Here is a 19,445-nt window from a genome sequence, read left to right on the forward strand (position 1 = left end):
TCTTCCAACATGGCCATTGCAAGATGGGTGGGATCACGAACTCTGATTGGTCGGCGCGCGCCGGCCCTGCTATCAGGGCGCATGAGCGCGCTCCTCTGTCAGGGCGCATAAGCGCCAAGCGCGGCGCGGAGACTTCCAATGTCCTTGCCTGAATCAGCTCCCGAAGCCCTGGCACCGGCCCAGCTTGCCGCGCCTGGTGGTGTTTCTCCCCACGATGCGCGCAACGGCGCCCTGGCGGCGCTGGCGGCCTATCTGCTGTGGGGCTTTCTGCCGCTGCTGTTCAAGGCCATCGAGGGTGCCGGCTCGGTGATGATCGTGGCGGAGCGGATCGTCTGGTCGCTGCTGCTGCTGGCGGGCATCCTGGCGTTCCGGGGCGGCTTTGGCGATGTGCGGGCGCTGTTTGCCGACCGCCGGCGCGCGCTGGTGACGCTGATGACCGCGGTCCTGCTGGCCGCCAACTGGCTGCTCTATGTCTGGGCGGTGGAGACGGGCCAGGTGCTGGAGGCCAGCTTTGGCTATTTCATCAACCCGATGGTCAATGTGGCCATGGGCATGCTGCTGCTGGGCGAGCGGCAGAACAAGCTGCAGACGCTGTCGATCGGCATTGCCGTGGTGGCCATCGCCATCCAGGCGGTGGGGCTGGGCAGCGTGCCGTTCATCGCGCTCGGGCTGGCGCTGTCATTCGGCTTTTACGGCTATTTCCGCAAGACGGCGCAGTTGGGGCCGGCCAGCGGGCTGTTCGCGGAGACGGCCATGCTGGCGCCGGTGGCGCTGGCCTATGTCATCTACAATATCGTCACCTGGGGGCCGGGGATCCATGCCGATCCGATGTCGATGACCCTGATGATCCTGACCGGGCCGGCGACCACGATCCCGTTGCTGCTGTTTGCCTTTGCGGTGCGGCGGCTGCGGCTGACGACGATCGGCATGTTCCAGTATCTGGCGCCCTCGATCCAGTTCGTGCTGGCCATCACCGTGTTTGGCGAACACCTCAACGGGTTGCGCCTGCTCAGCTTCGCGCTGATCTGGCTGTCGCTGGCGGTGTTCAGCTATGACAGCTTTGCCCGGCGCAAGCGGGTAGTGGCGACGCCGGTCAGCTAGCTTGCGTTGGGTTGCCGCGTGGCCCGGATCACTTCGGCAATGCGGGCAAAGGTGGGGGCGAAGGGGGTGGCCTCGCGCCAGACCAGGCGCAGCAGGCGCCCGGCATCGGCTGCCAGCGGGTGAATGATGATGCGCGGATCGGTGGCTTCCTTGCGCAGGGCGATCTGGGGCAGCAGCGTCACGCCCTGACCATTGGCCACGAATTCGACAATGGTCGAGAGCGATGTCGCGGCAAAGGTGCGCGGACTGGTGTCGCTGGCCAGGTTGCAGGCGGCGATGGTCTGATCGCGGAAGCAGTGGCCTTCGTCAAGCAGCAGGATGCGCTCGGGGGCGATCGATGCCAGCGATACCGGGGCAGGGGTGGCCTCGTTGCGGCCGGTGGCCAGCACGAAGCGATCCTCAAACAACGGGGCGCTGACCAGGCGCGGGCCGTGCTCGGGCGGCTCGGTGGCGATCAGCGCAATATCCAGACTGCCGTCGACCAGACCCGCCAGCAAAGCCTCGGTGCGGTTTTCGCTGACGGTGAAGTCGAGATCCGGCAGCTGGCTCTGCAGCGCCGGGAAGATTTCGGGCAGCAGATAGGGCGCCACGGTGGGGATCAGCCCGAAACGCAGCGGACGATCGAGCTGGCCGCTGCGACCCGTCGCCAGGGCGTTGACCGCATCGGCGGCGGCAATGGCTTTTTGCGCCAGATCAACGAAATCGCGGCCAAAGGGAGTCAAGATAGCCCCCGTCCGCAGCCGATCGAACAGCGCCGAGCCGCACAAAGCCTCAAGCGTCATGATCTGCTGCGATAGTGCCGGCTGCGACACGCTGCATTCGGCTGCGGCACGGCCGAAATGGCCGGTGCGGGCAACGGCGGCGGCGTAGCGCAGCTGTTTGAGGGAGATGGGCATTATAACCTTATCCTATCAAGTCGCGAAGAATAATCGATTGGCCTAATGGATGTCACCCCCTTATAACGGTTCCAAACAGCTCAGGAGACTCCGCCATGGATGACGCAACCGCCCCGCAGACCACCGATAGCGCGCCCGCAGAGAGCGGCGGCAAGTGCCCGGTCAACCATGCACCGGCGCCCCGCGGCAACCGCGACTGGTGGCCCAAGCAGCTTAACGTGCAGATCCTGCACAACAACTCGACCCTGTCCGATCCACTGGGCCCCGAGTTCAGCTATGCCGAAGCGTTCAAGTCGCTCGACCTGGCGGCGCTCAAGGCCGACCTGGCCGCGCTGATGACCGATAGCCAGGACTGGTGGCCGGCCGATTTCGGGCACTATGGTGGCCTGTTCATCCGCATGGCCTGGCACAGCGCCGGCACCTATCGCATCACCGATGGCCGTGGCGGCGCCGGTGCGGGGCAGCAGCGTTTCGCGCCGCTCAATTCCTGGCCGGACAATGCGAACCTGGACAAGGCGCGCCGGCTGATCTGGCCGATCAAGCAGAAATACGGCAACAAGATTTCCTGGGCCGACCTGATGGTGCTGACGGGCAATGTCGCGCTCGAAACCATGGGCTTTACGCCATTCGGCTTTGCCGGCGGCCGCGCCGATGTGTGGGAGCCCGAAGAGCTCTATTGGGGCCCCGAGGGCACCTGGCTGGGCGATGCGCGCTATAGCGGCGAGCGTCAGCTCGACGAGCGTCTCGGCGCCGTGCAGATGGGCCTGATCTATGTCAATCCCGAAGGCCCGAACGGCAATCCCGATCCGATCGCCTCGGCCCGCGATATCCGCGACACCTTTGCCCGCATGGCCATGAATGACGAAGAGACCGTGGCGCTGATCGCCGGCGGCCATACCTTCGGCAAGACCCACGGCGCGGGCGATCCCTCGCTGATCGGACCGGAGCCGGAAGGCGCCGAGCTCGAGAACCAGGGCATTGGCTGGATTTCCAAGCATGGCACCGGCTTTGGCGCCGACGCCATTACCGGCGGCCCGGAAGTGACCTGGACGCAGACGCCGACGCGCTGGAGCAACCACTTCTTCGACAACCTGTTCAAGTTCGAGTGGGAGCTGACGCAGAGCCCGGCCGGCGCCAAGCAGTGGGTTGCTAAGGATGCCGAGGCCGACGTGCCGCACGCCTTTGATCCCAACAAGAAGCAGCGGCCGACCATGCTGACCAGCGATCTGGCGCTGCGCTTTGACCCGATCTACGGGCCGATTTCGCGCCGCTTCTACGAGAATCCCGATCAGTTCGCCGACGCCTTTGCCCGCGCCTGGTTCAAGCTGACCCATCGCGACATGGGCCCCAAGGTGCGCTATCTCGGGCCGGAAGTGCCGACCGAAGAGCTGATCTGGCAGGACCCGATTCCGGCGGTCGACCATGAGCTGGTCGATGCCAGCGATGTTGCGGCGCTCAAGTCCAAGATCCTGGCTTCGGGCCTGACAGTCGGCGAACTGGTGTCGACGGCCTGGGCCTCGGCCGCCACCTTCCGCGGTTCGGACAAGCGCGGCGGGGCCAATGGCGCCCGCATTCGCCTCGCCCCGCAGAAGGACTGGGAAGTCAACCAGCCGGCACAGCTGGCCAAGGTGCTCGACGTACTGACCGGCATCCAGAGCGCGTTCAACGACGCGCAGAGCGGCGGCAAGAAGATCTCGCTGGCCGATCTGATCGTGCTGGCGGGTGCCGCGGCCATCGAAAAGGCGGCACGCGCCGGCGGCATGGCCGTTGACGTGCCGTTCACGCCGGGTCGCATGGATGCGTCAGAGGAGCAGACCGATGCACCGTCCTTTGAGGCGCTCAAGCCACGCGCCGACGGCTTCCGCAATTATCTGAGCGGGCGGCAGTTCATGCAGCCCGAAGAGGCGCTGGTCGACAAGGCGCAGCTGCTGCGGCTGACGGCGCCGGAAATGACGGTGCTGGTGGGCGGGCTGCGCGTGCTGGGTGCCAATTACAACGGGGCCAAGCACGGCGTCTTCACCCACAATGCGGAAGTGCTCAGCAATGACTTCTTCCTCAACCTGCTCGACATGGGCACGCAGTGGCACGAGACGGCGGAAGGCGAGGGGGTCTATGAGGGCCGTGACCGCATCAGCGGCGCGGTCAAGTGGACCGCCACACGGGTCGACCTGATCTTCGGCTCGCATTCGCAGCTGCGCGCCGTGGCGGAAGTCTACGGCCAGTTCGATGCCCGCGAGAAGTTCGCGCATGACTTCGTCAAGGCCTGGAGCAAGGTGATGGAAGCCGATCGCTTCGCGCGCCAGGCCTAACGGGCCGGCCTTCGGGCCGGCTGTGACGACAAGAAATCCCGCCCCGGTGGTTCGTCCGCCGGGGCGTTTTTGTTCCCGTGGCGCGCCGGTTTGGCTGCGGTCGCTCAATATTGAATCAATTGTCGCCGCACATGTTCAGCGGCTGAAAGCTGATATCGGGTCATCGTGGACCTCCAGATGACGGCAGAAGCCGGGAGCAGACCATGAGCGAGCTTGACGAAGGACAGCGGGCGTTTTCCAGCTTTCGCGTGCTGAACGGCGACGCCAATCACTCCGAGCGTGAGCAATTGTTCCGCAATATGGCCGAGCTGTTCAGCTATGTGTCGGACCGCTGCGACGATGACCAGGTCGCCCAGTATGACGAGGTGCTGTGCCAGCTGGCCGAGTTCGTCGAGATCGAGGCACGGGCCCATGTCGCCAAGATCCTGGCCAAGCTCGACCGCGCGCCCGGCACGGTGGTGGTCAAGCTGGCCAATGACGATATCGAGGTCGCCCGCCCGCTGCTGCAGTTTTCCAATGTGCTGTCCGATGACGACCTGATCGACATCATCACCCATCAGAGCGAGCAGCATCGCGAGGCCATTGCCAGCCGCTATACGGTGGCCGACCGGGTGGGCGAGGCGATTGTCGACCATGGCCAGACCAGTTCGGTGGTGCGCCTGGTGCGCAATGCCAATGCCCAGCTGCAGAAGGGGACGCTGGAAAAGCTGGTGGAGCGCGCCACCAAGGACAGCGAAATTGCTGCCGACCTGCGCGGCCGAAGCGATATCGACTGGAACTCGCTGCGCGGGGAAATCGATGATGTCGCCAGCAAGGTGCTCGAGACCCTGGGCGAGATCGACCGGCGCTTCGATCCGGTTACGGCCGGCAAGGTCAATGCCGTCGTCTATAACCGCATGCGCAACCGCGCCGGCTTTTCCTCCACCGAGTGGAAGGTGGCCTATAACCAGGTCAAGGCGCTGAGCGACCGCAAGCAGCTCAATGAGCGCGCGCTGACACGCTTTGCCCGTTTCGGCTATGGCCACCACGCCGCCGCGGCGCTGACGGTGATCCTGCAGGTCAAGCCGGAAGTCTTCGTCAAATGGCTGGCCAGCCAGGACTATGTTGCCGTCACCGTGGCGCTCAAGGCCGCGGGCCTGGCGCCTGACCTGTTCGAGGCCATTGTCGCCACGCTGCCGTGGCGCGACCTGCCCAGCCAGGACGATATCAAGATGGTGGTCAGCCGCTTTGATGCGCTGGACCGGGAGGAGGCCATGGGCATTTTCGAGCTGTGGCGGGCGCATGCCTTCCGCAAGCGCGCCGTGACCGAAGAACGCCTGGCTGCGCAGGGCTGATCGATCCTGCCGCTGCCTGATGCATAGCGCCGCCCTTGGCCATTGAACCGGGGGCGGCGATTTCGTGTGGTCAGGGCAGCGCGTGCAAGTTCCCGCTGGACCCCGACAAAAAACCGGATATAAAGACATCTTTATATCTCGTGCGAGGGTGCTTTGGCGGAACTGGCGGAATTGGTGGGGGTGCTCAAGGCGGCGGGTGAGGGAACCCGGGTGCGCCTGTTGGCCTTGCTCGCCGATGGCGACCATTCGGTCAAGGACCTCACGGAAATTCTCAACCAGAGCCAGCCGCGGGTGTCGCGTCATCTCAAGCTTTTGGCCGATGCCGGGCTGGTGCGGCGCAATGCCGAGGGCGCCTGGGCCTATTATGGCCTGGCCCAGCAGGGCGACGGGGCCGAACTGGCCGCCTGGCTGATCGCCCGGCTCGACGAAAACGATACCGAGCGCCGGCGCGACATTGCCCGGCAGGCGGCGGTGCGCGAGAGCCAGCAGGCGCAGGCCTCGGCCTATTTTGCGACCGTGGCCAGCAGCTGGGACCTGCTCAAGACCCTGCAGGTGCCCGAAGAGGCCGTGGAGGCCGCAGTGGTGGCAGCCCTGGGCGGGCGCAAGGTCGAGACGCTGATCGATCTGGGTACCGGCACCGGGCGCATGCTCGAAGTGCTGGCCGGTTCATACCGGCACGGCTTTGGTGTCGATTCCAGCCGCGAAATGCTGGCGGTGGCGCGGGCGCGCCTGGCCAGTGCCGGGATCGGGCAGGCGCAGGTGCGGCTGGGCGATATCGGCGATCTGGACGTCTCGCTGGGGCCGGCCGAGGTCATCGTCATCCATCAGGTGCTGCACTATTTCGACGATCCGGGCCGCATGCTGGCGCAGGCGCGCCGGCTGCTGGCGCCGGGCGGGACGATGCTGATCGTCGATTTTGCGCCGCATGATCTCGAATTCCTGCGCAGCGAGCATGCGCATCGCCGGCTGGGCCTGTCGTCGGCGCAGATGGCCGGCTGGGCTGCGGCCGCCGGCCTCACCGTCGCCGGGGTCGAGGAATTTCCCAGCGCCAATACTGAACGTGGCCTGACGGTCTGCCTCTGGCGCCTCAGCACCCCTCTGTGAACGGAACCGAATTGATGATCGACGACAATGTGCGGGCCAGCCGGCAGACCGCGGACCAGCGCGCCGAGCTGCAGATCTCCTTCGAGTTCTTTCCGCCCAAGACCGATGCGATGGAAGAGCGCTTCTGGGACAGCGTGCACAAGCTGGCGCCGCTCAAGCCGCGCTTTGTCTCGGTGACCTATGGCGCCGGCGGCACGACGCGCGAGCGGACGCTGCGCATGGTGGCCTCGATCAAGAACCAGACCGGCGTCGACGCGGCGGCGCACCTGACCTGTGTCGGGGCGAGCCGGGATGAGGTCGATGCCGTGGTGCGCGGCTACCAGGCGGCCGGGATCAACCGCATCGTGGCGCTGCGCGGCGATCCGCCGGAAGGCGTGGGACAGCCCTTTACCCCGCATCCGCAGGGCTATCAGAATGCCGCGGACCTGGTGGGCGGGCTGCGCCGCCTTGCCGATTTCGATATTTCGGTATCCGCCTATCCGGAAAAGCATCCGCAAAGCGCGACCTGGGCCGAAGAGATCGACAATCTCAAGCGCAAGATCGATGCCGGCGCCGACCGGGCCATCACGCAGATGTTCTTCTCCAATGGCGATTACCTGCGCTATCTCGAGCGGGCACGGGCGGCCGGCATTACCGCGCCGATCGTGCCGGGCATCCAGCCGATCCACAATTTCAAGCAGATCGCCAGCTTTGCCGGGCGCTGCGGCACGGCGATCCCGGCCTGGCTGGCCGAGCGCTTTGACGGGCTCGACGAGGAGCCGGAAACCCACGCGCTGGTCGCTTCGGCCGTGGCGGCCGAGCAGGTCACCGAACTGCTCGACGAGGGCGTGACGGAGTTCCACATCTATACCCATAACCGCTCGCCACTGGCGCTGGCGCTGGGACGGATCCTGGGGCGGCGGCCCGAATAAAGCATGTCGAAGCCGCCTGTCCTTGCGGCGCGGGGCGGGTGATGATCGACGCGACGACGGTCCCGGTGGGCGCGTGTGTGCGCTCACAATCTCGACAGGCGTGGTAACCAGCATCCACGATTAACCTTGCGTTCACCCTGTTCTGGTGCCATTCGCTCTCGGCCCGCGCGGTTGGAAGCCTGAAAAGCGTCATTCAGCTTCGGTTCAGCTCAAGGGTGACATTGCTGGGGTGAGGGGCCATTTCATAAAATGGCCACGAAAATCCGGCTCATTCGCCTCATGAGGGCGGAGCAAATCGGGACGTATGACCATGCAGATTGACCGCCGCATCACCAATGGCCTGGCCTGGGCCGGGGTTGTTCTTGTTGTCGGGATCCCGCTGGCCGATCTGGTCACCGGGCAGCTGATGGGCGATGGCCCCAACGCCGCAACAGCGCAGATTGCCATGATCGAGCCCGTTGCGGCCGTCGCGCCCGTGCCCGTGCCGCTGAGCCAGCGCCCCGCTGCACCCGTGGTCCAGCCGGTTGCGGCTGTGCCGGTCACTGCTCCGGTGGTTGCCCCGGCAGCGCCTGCCGCGCCGGTGCAGACCGCAGCTGTTGCGCCAGTAGCAGCCAAGCCAGCGGCGCAAGCCACTGGCCAGGGCGACATCGTGGATGGCTATCTGCAGTCCGGCCGCGCTTTGCCTTCCTATATTACCGGCGCCGGGGCGCCGGCCTCGACGCCACAGCCTCCTGTTGCGTCGGCGCCTGCTGCCGCGGTTCCCCCAGCCCCCACGCCCGCCGGCGCACCGGCAACCGTCGCCGTCGCGCCCGTCCAGACCGATCCAGTGGTCACCGCAGCGCTGACGCCGGCAAAGGTGGCGCCCATGCCAATGCCCTTGTCGATGCGGCCCGAGCCCGTGCTGATCGTCGAGGGTGCGACCCGCACGCGGGCCATCCAGGTCGGCCCTGGCCTCAATCCGCGCTCGAGCGCCACGGTGACCTATGGCGACCTGCAGGACTGGGAAAGCGGCCCGCTGTCAGAGTTCCTGGCCCGGCGGCAGGGCGTTGCCGTGGTCCCCCCCGACTATGACGAGGATGGCTTTTTCCTCGATGAGGGCCCCAATGGCCCACGGCGCGGCGATCGCCTGATCGGCCCTGTCGTGCAGCCGGTTTTCCCTTTTGTGAACTAAGCACAGCGCCCATGCACCCGGCATGGTGGACCGGGGCGCCGGGAGTGACTAGTGTGTCGACTCCTGTTGCGTCGGCTCTGGAGCCGGCGTGACGTCCGCAAGAGGCACGGCATCAAGTGTTCCTATGCATGCGCAAGCCTGAAGAAAAATCGGCAGTCTGGCAGCGAGTGTCCGAGTTTGTCGGCTCGTTCAGCGAGCGGACGGGCCTGGCCGGGTCGCTGATCAATGCGCTCGACCCGGACACCTGGCTGCCCGGCGGGCGCGACGCCGCCTTCACCCTGGCGCTGATCGCCCTGGCCGCCAAGATGGCGGTTGCAGATGGCATTGTCACGGCGTCGGAAGAGCGCGCCTTCCGCGCCACGGTGGAAATCGCCGACGGCAATGAAGAGGCGGTGGCGCGGGTGTTCAACCTGGCCAAGCAGGACGTGGCCGGCTTTGACGCCTATGCGCGCAAGGTGCGTCGCTTCTTCGCCGACAGTCCGGAAACGCTCGAACACGTGCTCGACAGCCTGTTCTTCATCGCCACGGCCGATGGCATGGTGCATCCGGGCGAGCTGGATTACCTCAAATCGGTCAGCGACATTTTCGGCTTTGACGAGGTGCGCTTCGAGCAGATGGCCAGCCAGCATGTGCGGCTGGAGGCCGGGGTCGATCCCTATGCGGTGCTGGGCCTCTCGCCCAATGCGCCCGATCACGAGATCAAGCGGGTCTATCGGAGCCTCGTCGCCGAGCATCACCCAGACCGGCTGATTGCCCGCGGCGTGCCCGAGGAGCTGATCGACGTGGCGACGGCGCGCATGAAGGCCATCAACCTGGCCTATCAGGCACTGAGCAAGCCGGTGCTGCAGCCGCTGCTGAGCTCGGTCTAGTGGCCCGCGCTTGACGGCGCGCCCCATACCTCTCTACACCTCGCCAGCCAGTTGACCGGGTGACCGCTGGCAGTGGGGTAACCTGCTGCTGGAGGAAAGTCCGGGCTCCATCGAAACACGGTGCCGGTTAATGGCCGGCGAGGGTGACCTCAGGGAAAGTGCCACAGAAAGGAAACCGCCCCGGCGTGCCGGGGTAAGGGTGAAAGGGTGCGGTAAGAGCGCACCGGGTGCCTGGCAACAGGGACCGCATGGTAAACCCCACCGGGAGCAAGACCAAATAGGGATGACGCGGGGCTTCGGCCCCAGCCGGTTTTGAGGCCAGATCATCCGGGTTGGTTGCACAAGGCGTCTGGCAACAGGCGTCACAGATGAATGGTCACCACGTACGCGCCGCAGGGCGCGTGCCCTACAGAACCCGGCTTACAGGTCAACTGGCGTTTACCTTGCCTGCCAACATGTGCTGCACGCATGGTGGGCATCGGCGCGGCCCCTTGCATCAAGGGGGGAGGGCCGATACACCGTGCGCTCCGCATTCTGCCGGCCTGATGGCGGCCTCCTGGCGGGCCGACCAACGGAGTGCCGACAAGCGCCATGAGCCTGACGACCCCTTTTTACCTGATCGATGAAGCCGCTCTCGCCGCCAACCTGGCGCGGATCGACCTGTTGCGCGCCGCCTCGGGCGCCAAGTGCCTGCTGGCGCTCAAGGCCTTTGCCACCTGGTCGACCTTTGCCCAGATCGCTCCGCACATGGATGGCACGACCTCGTCCTCGCTCTATGAAGTCCAGCTCGGCCGCGACAAGTTCGGCGGGGAAACCCACGCCTATTCGGTGGCCTATAGCGATGGCGAGATCGATGCGGTGATTGCCGCGGCCGACAAGATCATCTTCAATTCGGTGAGCCAGCTCGAGCGCTTCGGCGCCAAGGCCAGCCATATGCCGATCGGGCTGCGGGTCAATCCGGGTGTCAGCCATTCCCATTTCGACCTGGCCGATCCGGCCCGGCCGTTCAGCCGGCTGGGCGAGACCGAGCTGGCCCGCATCGAGGGCGTGATGGACCGCATCAGCGGCTTCATGCTGCACTGCAATTGCGAGAATGACTCGGTCGAAGCCTTCTCCGCGTTGCTCGACACGATCGAGGCCCGGCTGGGACACCTGCTGGCGCGGCTCGACTGGGTGAGCCTGGGCGGGGGCATTGCCTTTACCGCGGACGGTTATCCGATCGAGGTGCTGGCGGCGCGGCTCAAGGCTTTTGCCGACAAATTCGGCGTGCAGGTCTATCTCGAGCCCGGCGATGCGGTGGTGACCGGCACGACGACGCTCGAGGTCAGCGTGCTCGACGTGATCGAGACCGGCAAGGCCGTGGCGATCGTCGACAGTGCCGTCGAGGCGCATATGCTTGATCTGCTGATCTATCGCGAGAGCGCCGCCGTATCGCCCGACAGCGGGCCGCACCGCTACCAGATCGCGGGCAAATCGTGCCTCGCCGGCGACGTGTTCGGCGAGTTTGCCTTCCCGGCGCCGCTGGCAATCGGCGACCGCATATCGCTGCTCGATGCGGGCGGCTATACCATGGTCAAGAAAAACTGGTTCAATGGCGTCGGCATGCCTACAATCGCCATCCGTCGCCTCAATGGCACCATCGAGCCCATTCGCGCGTTCGTGTATGCCGATTACGTCGCCAGCCTCTCCTAGAGGCTGATCTCCTTCCCCTCAAAAAGGTGTTTCGTGCCAATTGAAAAAGAACGTTTTGATAATCGGTGCCGGAGGTGTGGCGCAGGTCGCTGCTTTTAAGGCCGCCATGCACAATGATGTCCTGGGCGACATCCACATTGCCTCGCGTACGCTGTCCAAAGCCGAGGCGATCATTGCCGGCATCCTGGACAAGAAGGCGCTCAAGCGCCCCGGTGTCCTCGCCGCGCATCGCCTCGACGCGCTCGACGTGGCCGCCACCATGGCGCTGATCACCCAGACCCGCAGCCAGATCGTCATCAATGCCGGTTCGGCCTTCCTCAACATGAGCGTGCTCAAGGCCTGCATCGAGACCGGTGCCGCCTATATCGACACGGCCATTCATGAGGAGCAGGGCAAGGTGTGCGAGACGCCGCCCTGGTATGGCAATTACGAGTGGAAACACCGCGAGGCCTGCGAGCGCAAGGGGGTCACCGCCGTGCTGGGCGCCGGCTTCGATCCGGGCGTGGTCAATGCCTATGCGGCGCTCGCGGCGCGACATTACTTTGACTCCATTGCCAGCATCGACATCATCGACGTCAATGCGGGCAACCATGGGCGCTATTTCGCGACCAATTTTGACCCCGAGATCAATTTCCGCGAATTTACCGGCACGGTCTGGAGCTGGCAGGATAGCCAGTGGACCGCCAATGCCATGTTCGAGGTCAGCCGCACGGACGATCTGCCCGTGGTGGGCAGTCACAAGACCTATCTGACTGGCCATGACGAGATTCACTCGCTCTCGGCCAATCTCGACGTGCCCGATATCCGCTTCTGGATGGGCTTTGGCGACCACTACATCAATGTCTTTACCGTGCTCAACAAGCTGGGCCTGCTCTCCGAGCAGCCGGTGACCACGGCCGAGGGCGTCGAGATCGTGCCGCTCAAGGTGGTCAAGGCGGTCTTGCCCGATCCGGTGTCGCTGGCCCCCGACTATAGCGGCCTGACCTTTATCGGCGACCTGATCGTGGGCGAGCGCAATGGCCAGGCGGCCGAGCTGCTGATCTACAATATCTGCGACCATGCCGAGACCTATGTCGAGACCAACAGCCAAGCGATTTCCTATACCGCCGGCGTGCCGGTCGTGGCGGCGGCCATCCTGATCGCCAAGGGCATCTGGGACTGCCACCACATGGCCAATATCGAGGAACTGCCGCCTGTGCCGTTCATCGAGCTGATCGGCCAGATGGGCCTGCCCACCCGCCTGCGCGACGCCAAGGGCGACCGCGCCTTTGACCCGGCCGAGTTCCGCGTCGAGCGGCAGAAGGCCAAGACGCGGGCATAGGGGCAGGGACGATTGAGGCAAGGCGGCCGGGGGTGACCTCGGCCGCTTTTTTGTTGCACATTGTATATACGATATACTTGAGTTGGCGCGGCGCAAATTGTATATACAGTCATGGAGATCGAGTTCGACCCATCCAAGGATGCCGTCAACCGCGCCAAGCATGGGATATCGCTTGGACGAGCCCGAGATCTCGACATGCTGGCGGTGATGCCCGACACTCGGTTTGATTATGGCGAAGCCCGGTTCCGGGCATGGGGCATCATTGATGGTGCTGTCTATTGCCTCGCGTTCACCACGCGCGGTGATCGGGTTCGCGCCATCAGCTTGAGACGGGCCCATGACAAGGAGGTTAAGCGCTATGTCCGATAAGCCGGAATTTGACGAAGACAACCCGGAATGGACCGCCGCGGACTTCAAACGTGCCCGCCCGCCGCACGAGGTCCTGCCGCCGCACATCCTCAAGGCTTTCCCCAAGACAAGGGGTCCGCAGGCCGCGGCCAAGAAAGTGCCGGTGTCGATCCGGCTGACTGCCGAAGTCGTCGAGCGGTTCAAAGCCGATGGCCCCGGCTGGCAATCCCGCATCGACGACGTGCTCAAAAAGGCCGTGGGGCTGTAAGCCCGCGCGGCCCATGCCGTCATGTGTGATGGCCATCTCTCCTCAAATTCCCCGGCAAACCCCACATGGGAAACAGAATCTTAAGCGTCATGGGTCAAGGTGGGAGGAGTTGACGAGCCGGCTTTGTGTGCCGGTAGCGGAGTAGTGACCTTTATGGGCAAGCGTTCCATGCCCGAAACCAGTGACCAGAGCGGCCCGCATCGCCCCGTCCTGCTGAACGAGGTGCTGGCTGCCTTTGAGCCGCTGGCCGGCAAGCGCGTGGTCGACGGCACCTTTGGCGCGGGCGGCTATTCGCGCGCGCTGCTCGAGGCCGGCGCCAGCGTCATTGCCATTGATCGCGACCCCAGTGTGCAGCCCTTTGCCGATGCGCTGAGTGCTGAATTCGGCGCGCGCTTCACCTTCGTGCCCGGCACGTTTTCCCAGCTCGACAGCCTGGCCGCCGCGCATGGCCCCATTGACGGCGTGGTGCTCGATATCGGCGTATCGTCGATGCAGCTCGACCAGGCCGAGCGCGGCTTTTCCTTCATGCGTGACGGGCCGCTCGACATGCGCATGAGCGGGACCGGCGAGAGCGCCGCCGACCTGGTCAACGGGCTCGAAACCGAGCAGCTGGCCAATCTGCTCTATGCCTTTGGCGAAGAGCGCAAGTCGCGCCGCATTGCCCAGTTCATCACCGCGGCGCGCGAGACCGCGCCGATCGAGAGCACGCTGGCACTGGCAAAGATCATCGAGAAGGCCATTGGCCGCAAGCCGGGTGACGCGCATCCGGCGACGCGCTCGTTCCAGGCGCTGCGCATTGCCGTCAATGCCGAGTTCGAGCAGCTGGTCGAGGCTTTGTTTGCCGCCGAGCGCCTGCTGGGCGAGGGCGGGCGGCTGGTGGTGGTGAGCTTTCATTCGCTGGAAGACCGCATCGTCAAGCGCTTCCTTGACCCCGACAAGGGCGGGCCGGCGCAGTCGCGTCACCTGCCGCAGGTGGTGGGCGAGGCCCGGCGCTGGATCGAGGTCGGCAAGGCGCGCAAGGCCGGCGAAGCCGAGCTGGGCCGCAATCCGCGGGCCCGCTCGGCCATCCTGCGCGCCGCGACGCGCTCGGCTGAAGCGGCAAGACCGCTCAGCCTTGAAGGCCTGAGCGTACCGCAGGTGCGGCAGGCATGATCCGCAATCTCAACATCATCCTGATCTTTACCAGCGTGCTGATGCTGTCGGGCGTCTATGGGCTCAAGTTCGCCATCGAGAACACGGCCGGCGAACGCAGCATGCTGATCGCCCAGATCGACGAGCAGGAGGGCGCGCTGTCGCTGCTCAAGGCCGACGAGGCCGTGCTCAGCCAGCCCGGCCATATCGATCCGATCGTCAAGCGGCATGCTTTGGCGCTGGATATTGCGCCGGTGCGGCAGGAGCAGTTCGGCGCCTTTGCCGCCCTGCCGATGCGCCCGGCCAAGCCCAATAGCGCGGCGATGGATTCCCTGTTCACCGCGCTTGAGGCCGGTGTCGATCCGATCGATGCCATTCTCGAACTGGAGGGCATTTACTGATGGCAATCACTGCCGAGGGCCATGCCCCCACCATTGCGCTCGATGGCGCCCGCAAGGTCCGCGGCAACCTGACCCAGGCGCGTATCCGCTGGATGATCCTGGCGCTGGTGCTGGGCTTTGGCCTGGTGGGTGCCCGGCTGGTGCAACTCGGCCTCGTCGAAACCGATTCCACCATTGAAGGCCAGGCACGCGACCTGATCACGGCGACACGGCCGCCGATCCTGGATCGCAACGGGCTGGAAATGGCGGTCGATATACGCGTGCCATCGCTGTTTGCCGAGCCGCGCCGGATCATCGATGTCGAAGAGGCGGTGCGCAAGCTGCGCACGGTGCTGCCCGACCTCAGCGAGACCTGGCTGCGCAATCGGCTGACCGGCGAGCAGGGCTTTGTCTGGGTGCAGCGCGAGCTCAGCCCGACCATCGAGGATCGCGTGATGCGGCTGGGCATTCCCGGCATTGATTTCATCACCGAGTCCAAGCGCTTTTACCCGGGCATGAGCGAGGCCAGCCATATCCTGGGCTCGACCAATATCGACAACCAGGGCATTGCCGGCATCGAGCGGCACATGGATGGCGAGAATGTCGCCCTGCTGCAGGATCTGGGCCTGGCGCGCGGCAATGCGCTGACGCCGGTCGAGCTCAGCGTCGACATGCGGGTGCAGCATGTGATGCACGAGCAGCTGCTGGACGCCATGACGCGCTATTCGGCGATCGCGGCGGCCGGGGTGATGGTCGACGTGATGACCGGGGAGGTCATCGCCCTGGCATCGGTGCCCGATTTTGATCCCAATGTGCCGGCCTCGGCGCTGGTCAAGGACAGCTTCAACCGCATCACCGCCGGCATTTTCGAGCCGGGCTCGATCTTCAAGACGGTGACCATGGCCGGCGCGCTCGACAGCGGCGCGGTCAAGATCAGCGACCAGTTCGATGCGCGCTTCGGCATCCGCTTCGGCCGCTTCACCATTGACGATTTCCACGGCAAGCACCGGATCCTGGACCTGCCGGAGGTCTACAAGTATTCCTCCAATATCGGCACGATCCGCGTCATGCAGGCCATGGGCAAGGACAATTTCCGCGCCTTTTTGACCCGCATGGGTTTTGACAGCCGCGTGCCGTTCGAGCTGCCGGAAATGCGGCTGCCCACCGTGCCCAAGGACCTGTCGGAAGTCGGCGCCGCGACGGCCTCGTTCGGCCACGGCCTGTCGGTATCGCCGCTGCACATGGTGACGGCCTATGCGGCCTTCGTGAATGGCGGCAATTACATTGCCCCCACGCTCTACAAGCGCGACCTGGCCGAGGCGCAGGCGCTGTATCGGCCGGTGATCCGGCCCGAGACCAGCGCCGAGATCCGCTACCTGATGCGGCTCAATGCGCTGGAAGGCTCGGGCTCGCAGATGAACAAGGAAGCCCAGGGCTATCGGGTCGGCGGCAAGACCGGCACCGCCGAGAAGGTGGTCGATGGCCGCTACTCTTCCAGCAAGGTGACAAATTTCTTTGGCTCAGCTTTTCCTCTTGATAACCCGCGCTATGCGATGATCATCATGGTGGACGAGCCCAAGGCCGAAAATGAGCAGTCGGGCACCACTGCCGGCTGGAATGCCGGCACAGTAACCGGCCGTATCGTGCAGCGCGTTGCCCCGATGCTGGGTATTGCCCCTGATTTTGCCGAGGTGCTCGATGAGAACCTCGTTCCGTCCGTTATCCGATAGATCGATCCAGAAGGGTTTGTCCCCGTGTCATTAAGCGTAACGCAACTGCTCGAAGGCTCCGGCGCCAGACCCAAAAAGGGCCTGGGTGCGGTCTTTGGCCTCAACTCGGACAGCCGGCGCATCGAGCCGGGGGACATCTTCTTTGCGCTGCCCGGCGCCAAGGTGCACGGCAACCAGTTTGTCGCCGAGGCAGTCAGGCGCGGCGCGCTGGCGGTGATCACCGATATCGCCCCGGCGGGTGATCCGGGCGTGCCCGTCATCATCGTCAAGGATGTGCGCGCTTCCTATGCCCGCGCCGCCTCGCGGGTGTATGAACCGCAGCCGGAAATCACGGTGGCGGTCACCGGCACCAATGGCAAGACCTCGGTCGCCTCGTTCGTGCGCCAGATCTGGACCTATGCCGGCGTACCCGGCGCCAGTATCGGCACGCTGGGCGTGGAGACGGCGACGCGGCTTATCGAAGGCAGCCATACCACGCCGGATTCGCGCACGCTGCACCAGTCGATGCGCGCCCTCAAGGCCCAGGGCATCGACCATGTGGCCATTGAGGCCTCCAGCCATGGCCTGGACCAGCGCCGGCTCGACGGCATGCATTTTGAAGCCGTGGCCTTCACCAATCTCAGCCGCGATCACCTCGATTACCACGCCGACATGGATGAATACCGCAATGCCAAGCTGCGGCTGTTCACCGACCTGCTGGTCGATAGCGGCCCGGCCGTGGTCAATGTCGATGATCCTGAATATGAGCCCTTCATGTTTGCCGCGCTGGGCGCGGGGGCGACGCTGCTGACCGTGGGCCGCGAAGGCGCCTATATCGAAGTGCTCTCGATCAAGCCGGAAGGCTATGGCCAGCGCGTGGAAGTGCGCCATGTCGGCGAGAAGCTGAGCTTTCACCTGCCGCTGACCGGCGAGTTCCAGGTGTCCAATGCCATTGTTGCAGCGGCTCTGGCCATGTCGACCGGCGTCGACAAGTCCGATGCCTTTCCCGCATTGAGCGAACTGGTCGGCGCCAAGGGCCGGCTCGAACTGGTGGCCGAGCACAACGGCGCGGCGATCTTTGTGGACTATTCGCACAAGCCGGTGGCGCTGGAATCGGCGCTGGCGGCACTGCGGCCCTATGCAAAGGGCAAGCTGCGCGTGGTGTTTGGCGCCGGTGGCGACCGCGATACCGGCAAGCGGCCGATCATGGGCGAGGTTGCCGCGCGCATGGCCGACGACGTCATCATCACCGATGACAATCCGCGCACCGAAGACCCGGCAGCGATCCGGGCGGCCATCATGGCCGAAGCCAAGGGCGCACGGGAAATCGGCGATCGCCGCGAGGCCATTACCACCGCCATCAAATCGCTGCAGAAGGGTGATGTGCTGCTGATCGCCGGCAAGGGCCACGAGGATTACCAGATCATCGGGACCACCAAGCATCACTTCTCCGACCATGAGGTCGTGGCCGAGGCAATCAAGGGGAAATAATGCCGGTACTGTTCACGGTCGACGAGGTTCTGGCCGCTACGCAAGGCCGGGCCCAAGAACTGGCCGGGACATCGATCGGCTCGATCTCTATCGATTCCCGCGAGCTGGGGCCGGACGCGCTGTTCGTCGCCATCCAGGGTGACCGCCTTGACGGGCATGATTTCGTGGCCCAGGCATTGGACAATGGCGCCGCGGCGGCGTTGGTCAGCCGGGGCGAGGGGCCGCGGCGCATCCTGGTGGGTGATGCGCTTGAGGGCCTGCGCGATCTGGCGCGGGCGGCACGGGCGCGCAGCCGGGCGCTGATCGTGGGTGTCACCGGCAGCGTGGGCAAGACCACGACCAAGGAAGCGATCCGCACGGTGTTCGAGGCCGCCGCCGAGACGCATGCCTCGATCAAGAGTTTCAACAATCACTGGGGCGTGCCGCTGATGCTGGCGCGCATGCCCGTCAGCGCGCAGTTCGGCGTGTTCGAAATGGGCATGAGCGGGCCCGATGAAATCCGCCCGCTGGCGCAGCTGGTGCGGCCGCATATTGCCGTCATCACCACGGTGGCCGCGGCGCATCTGGAAGCCTTTGGCTCGCTTGAGGGCATTGCCCGGGCCAAGGCGGAAATCTTTGCCGGCATCGAGCCGGGCGGCACGGCCGTGCTCAATGGCGATCATCCCCAGCTCGGCGTGCTGCTCGAGCAGGCGCGGGCAGATGGTATCAGCAACATCGTGACCTATGGCGAGGCGCGCGGGGTCGATTGGCAGATCCTCGAGATCCAGACCGCCGCCGACAAGAGCTTTGCCACCATCGAACACAATGGCGAACGCCATGCTTTGGTGCTCAACGTGCCTGGCCGGCACATGGTGGCCAATGCGACGGCGGCACTGGCCGTGGCGCATCTGGCCGGGGTGGCGATGGACGTCGCCTTGCGGGCGCTGGCCGGCTTTGGCCTGCAGGCGGGCAGGGGGCAGCGCCGCCTGCTCGGGCCTGTGGAAAAGCCGCTGCTGCTGATCGATGAAAGTTACAATGCCAATACCGCCTCGATGCGGGCGGCGCTTGAGGTCTTTGCCGCCCAGAGCGCGCCGGATGGCCGCAAGGTGGTGGTGCTGGGCGACATGCTCGAACTGGGCCCGCAATCGGCCGAACTGCATGCCAGCCTGCGCGACGCGGTGATGGAAGCGGGGGTCGAGCGGCTCTATCTGGTCGGCCCGGCCATGACGGCGCTGGCCGCTGCCATGGGGCGCGAGCGGGTCACTGCCCATACGCAAACAGCCGCCGAGATGGCCCCGATCCTGCGCAATGACCTTGCCTATGGGGACGCAGTTATGGTCAAAGGGTCCAACGGCGTGGGGCTGTCGAGTATCGTCGGACAAATCGCCAAGCGGTTCGAGAGAACCTGACCCCAGCCAACCAGGACCCTGC

At 65.2% G+C, this 19,445-nt stretch carries 17 protein-coding genes and 1 other RNA gene; 17 read left to right on the forward strand and 1 reads right to left on the reverse strand.

Annotation, left to right across the window (positions count from 1 at the left end):
* Positions 1-138 precede the first annotated feature (138 nt).
* Positions 139-1,101, forward strand: coding sequence for an EamA family transporter RarD (gene rarD / locus GDR53_RS14655; RefSeq protein ID WP_193335202.1), 963 nt, complete (start codon positions 139-141; stop codon positions 1,099-1,101).
* On the opposite strand, the gene GDR53_RS14660 is transcribed toward rarD, so the two are convergent.
* On the reverse strand, positions 1,098-1,997 hold the full coding sequence (locus GDR53_RS14660; RefSeq protein ID WP_193335203.1) for a hydrogen peroxide-inducible genes activator: 900 nt from the start codon (positions 1,995-1,997) through the stop codon (positions 1,098-1,100). The two genes, rarD and GDR53_RS14660, sit on opposite strands and share 4 nt — an antisense overlap.
* Before the next feature lie 95 nt (positions 1,998-2,092).
* On the opposite strand from GDR53_RS14660, the gene katG reads away from it, so the two are divergent.
* The 16 genes from katG (at position 2,093) to GDR53_RS14740 (ending at position 19,423) form a co-directional block, all read left to right on the forward strand.
* On the forward strand, positions 2,093-4,306 hold the full coding sequence (gene katG, locus GDR53_RS14665) for a catalase/peroxidase HPI (protein WP_193335204.1): 2,214 nt from the start codon (positions 2,093-2,095) through the stop codon (positions 4,304-4,306).
* Positions 4,307-4,509: 203 nt separating this feature from the next.
* A complete protein-coding gene (locus GDR53_RS14670; protein ID WP_193335205.1) occupies positions 4,510-5,640 on the forward strand; it encodes a DUF2336 domain-containing protein in 1,131 nt (376 codons plus the stop codon).
* A 153-nt stretch (positions 5,641-5,793) separates the two neighbouring features.
* Positions 5,794-6,744 carry an ArsR/SmtB family transcription factor gene (locus tag GDR53_RS14675; protein ID WP_193335206.1) on the forward strand — a complete coding sequence of 317 codons (951 nt, stop codon included), beginning with the start codon at positions 5,794-5,796 and terminating at the stop codon, positions 6,742-6,744.
* Between the two features lie 14 nt (positions 6,745-6,758).
* Positions 6,759-7,655, forward strand: coding sequence for a methylenetetrahydrofolate reductase [NAD(P)H] (gene metF / locus GDR53_RS14680; protein WP_193335207.1), 897 nt, complete (start codon positions 6,759-6,761; stop codon positions 7,653-7,655).
* Between the two features lie 310 nt (positions 7,656-7,965).
* Positions 7,966-8,826 carry a hypothetical protein gene (locus GDR53_RS14685; RefSeq protein ID WP_193335208.1) on the forward strand — a complete coding sequence of 287 codons (861 nt, stop codon included), beginning with the start codon at positions 7,966-7,968 and terminating at the stop codon, positions 8,824-8,826.
* A 128-nt stretch (positions 8,827-8,954) separates the two neighbouring features.
* Positions 8,955-9,695 carry a TerB family tellurite resistance protein gene (locus GDR53_RS14690; protein ID WP_193335209.1) on the forward strand — a complete coding sequence of 247 codons (741 nt, stop codon included), beginning with the start codon at positions 8,955-8,957 and terminating at the stop codon, positions 9,693-9,695.
* A gap of 47 nt (positions 9,696-9,742) precedes the next feature.
* An RNA gene (gene rnpB, locus GDR53_RS14695) (RNase P RNA component class A) lies at positions 9,743-10,134 on the forward strand.
* Between the two features lie 152 nt (positions 10,135-10,286).
* Complete coding sequence (locus tag GDR53_RS14700; protein ID WP_193335210.1) at positions 10,287-11,387, forward strand: carboxynorspermidine decarboxylase; 1,101 nt, start codon at positions 10,287-10,289, stop codon at positions 11,385-11,387.
* A gap of 40 nt (positions 11,388-11,427) precedes the next feature.
* Positions 11,428-12,708 (forward strand): saccharopine dehydrogenase family protein, encoded by a 1,281-nt coding sequence (locus GDR53_RS14705; protein WP_193335211.1) that lies wholly within the window; start codon positions 11,428-11,430, stop codon positions 12,706-12,708.
* A 111-nt stretch (positions 12,709-12,819) separates the two neighbouring features.
* Positions 12,820-13,077, forward strand: a complete 258-nt coding sequence (locus tag GDR53_RS14710; protein WP_193335212.1) for a BrnT family toxin — start codon at positions 12,820-12,822, stop codon at positions 13,075-13,077.
* Positions 13,067-13,324, forward strand: coding sequence for a BrnA antitoxin family protein (locus GDR53_RS14715; protein WP_232846636.1), 258 nt, complete (start codon positions 13,067-13,069; stop codon positions 13,322-13,324). The genes GDR53_RS14710 and GDR53_RS14715 overlap by 11 nt, the downstream gene beginning before the upstream one ends.
* Before the next feature lie 153 nt (positions 13,325-13,477).
* Positions 13,478-14,476 (forward strand): 16S rRNA (cytosine(1402)-N(4))-methyltransferase RsmH, encoded by a 999-nt coding sequence (rsmH, locus tag GDR53_RS14720; RefSeq protein WP_210321340.1) that lies wholly within the window; start codon positions 13,478-13,480, stop codon positions 14,474-14,476.
* Entirely contained in the window at positions 14,473-14,856 is a 384-nt protein-coding gene (gene ftsL, locus GDR53_RS14725) for a cell division protein FtsL (protein WP_193335215.1), read from the forward strand. The genes rsmH and ftsL overlap by 4 nt, the downstream gene beginning before the upstream one ends.
* On the forward strand, positions 14,856-16,565 hold the full coding sequence (locus GDR53_RS14730; protein WP_193335216.1) for a peptidoglycan D,D-transpeptidase FtsI family protein: 1,710 nt from the start codon (positions 14,856-14,858) through the stop codon (positions 16,563-16,565). The genes ftsL and GDR53_RS14730 overlap by 1 nt, the downstream gene beginning before the upstream one ends.
* A 24-nt stretch (positions 16,566-16,589) precedes the next feature.
* Positions 16,590-18,035, forward strand: coding sequence for a UDP-N-acetylmuramoyl-L-alanyl-D-glutamate--2,6-diaminopimelate ligase (locus tag GDR53_RS14735; RefSeq protein ID WP_232846637.1), 1,446 nt, complete (start codon positions 16,590-16,592; stop codon positions 18,033-18,035).
* Positions 18,035-19,423: a UDP-N-acetylmuramoyl-tripeptide--D-alanyl-D-alanine ligase gene (locus tag GDR53_RS14740; RefSeq protein ID WP_193335217.1), complete on the forward strand. Its 1,389-nt coding sequence runs from the start codon at positions 18,035-18,037 to the stop codon at positions 19,421-19,423. Before GDR53_RS14735 ends, GDR53_RS14740 begins: the two co-directional genes overlap by 1 nt.
* Positions 19,424-19,445 lie beyond the last annotated feature (22 nt).

Source organism: Devosia beringensis (genome assembly GCF_014926585.1).
Lineage (GTDB): Bacteria > Pseudomonadota > Alphaproteobacteria > Rhizobiales > Devosiaceae > Devosia > Devosia beringensis.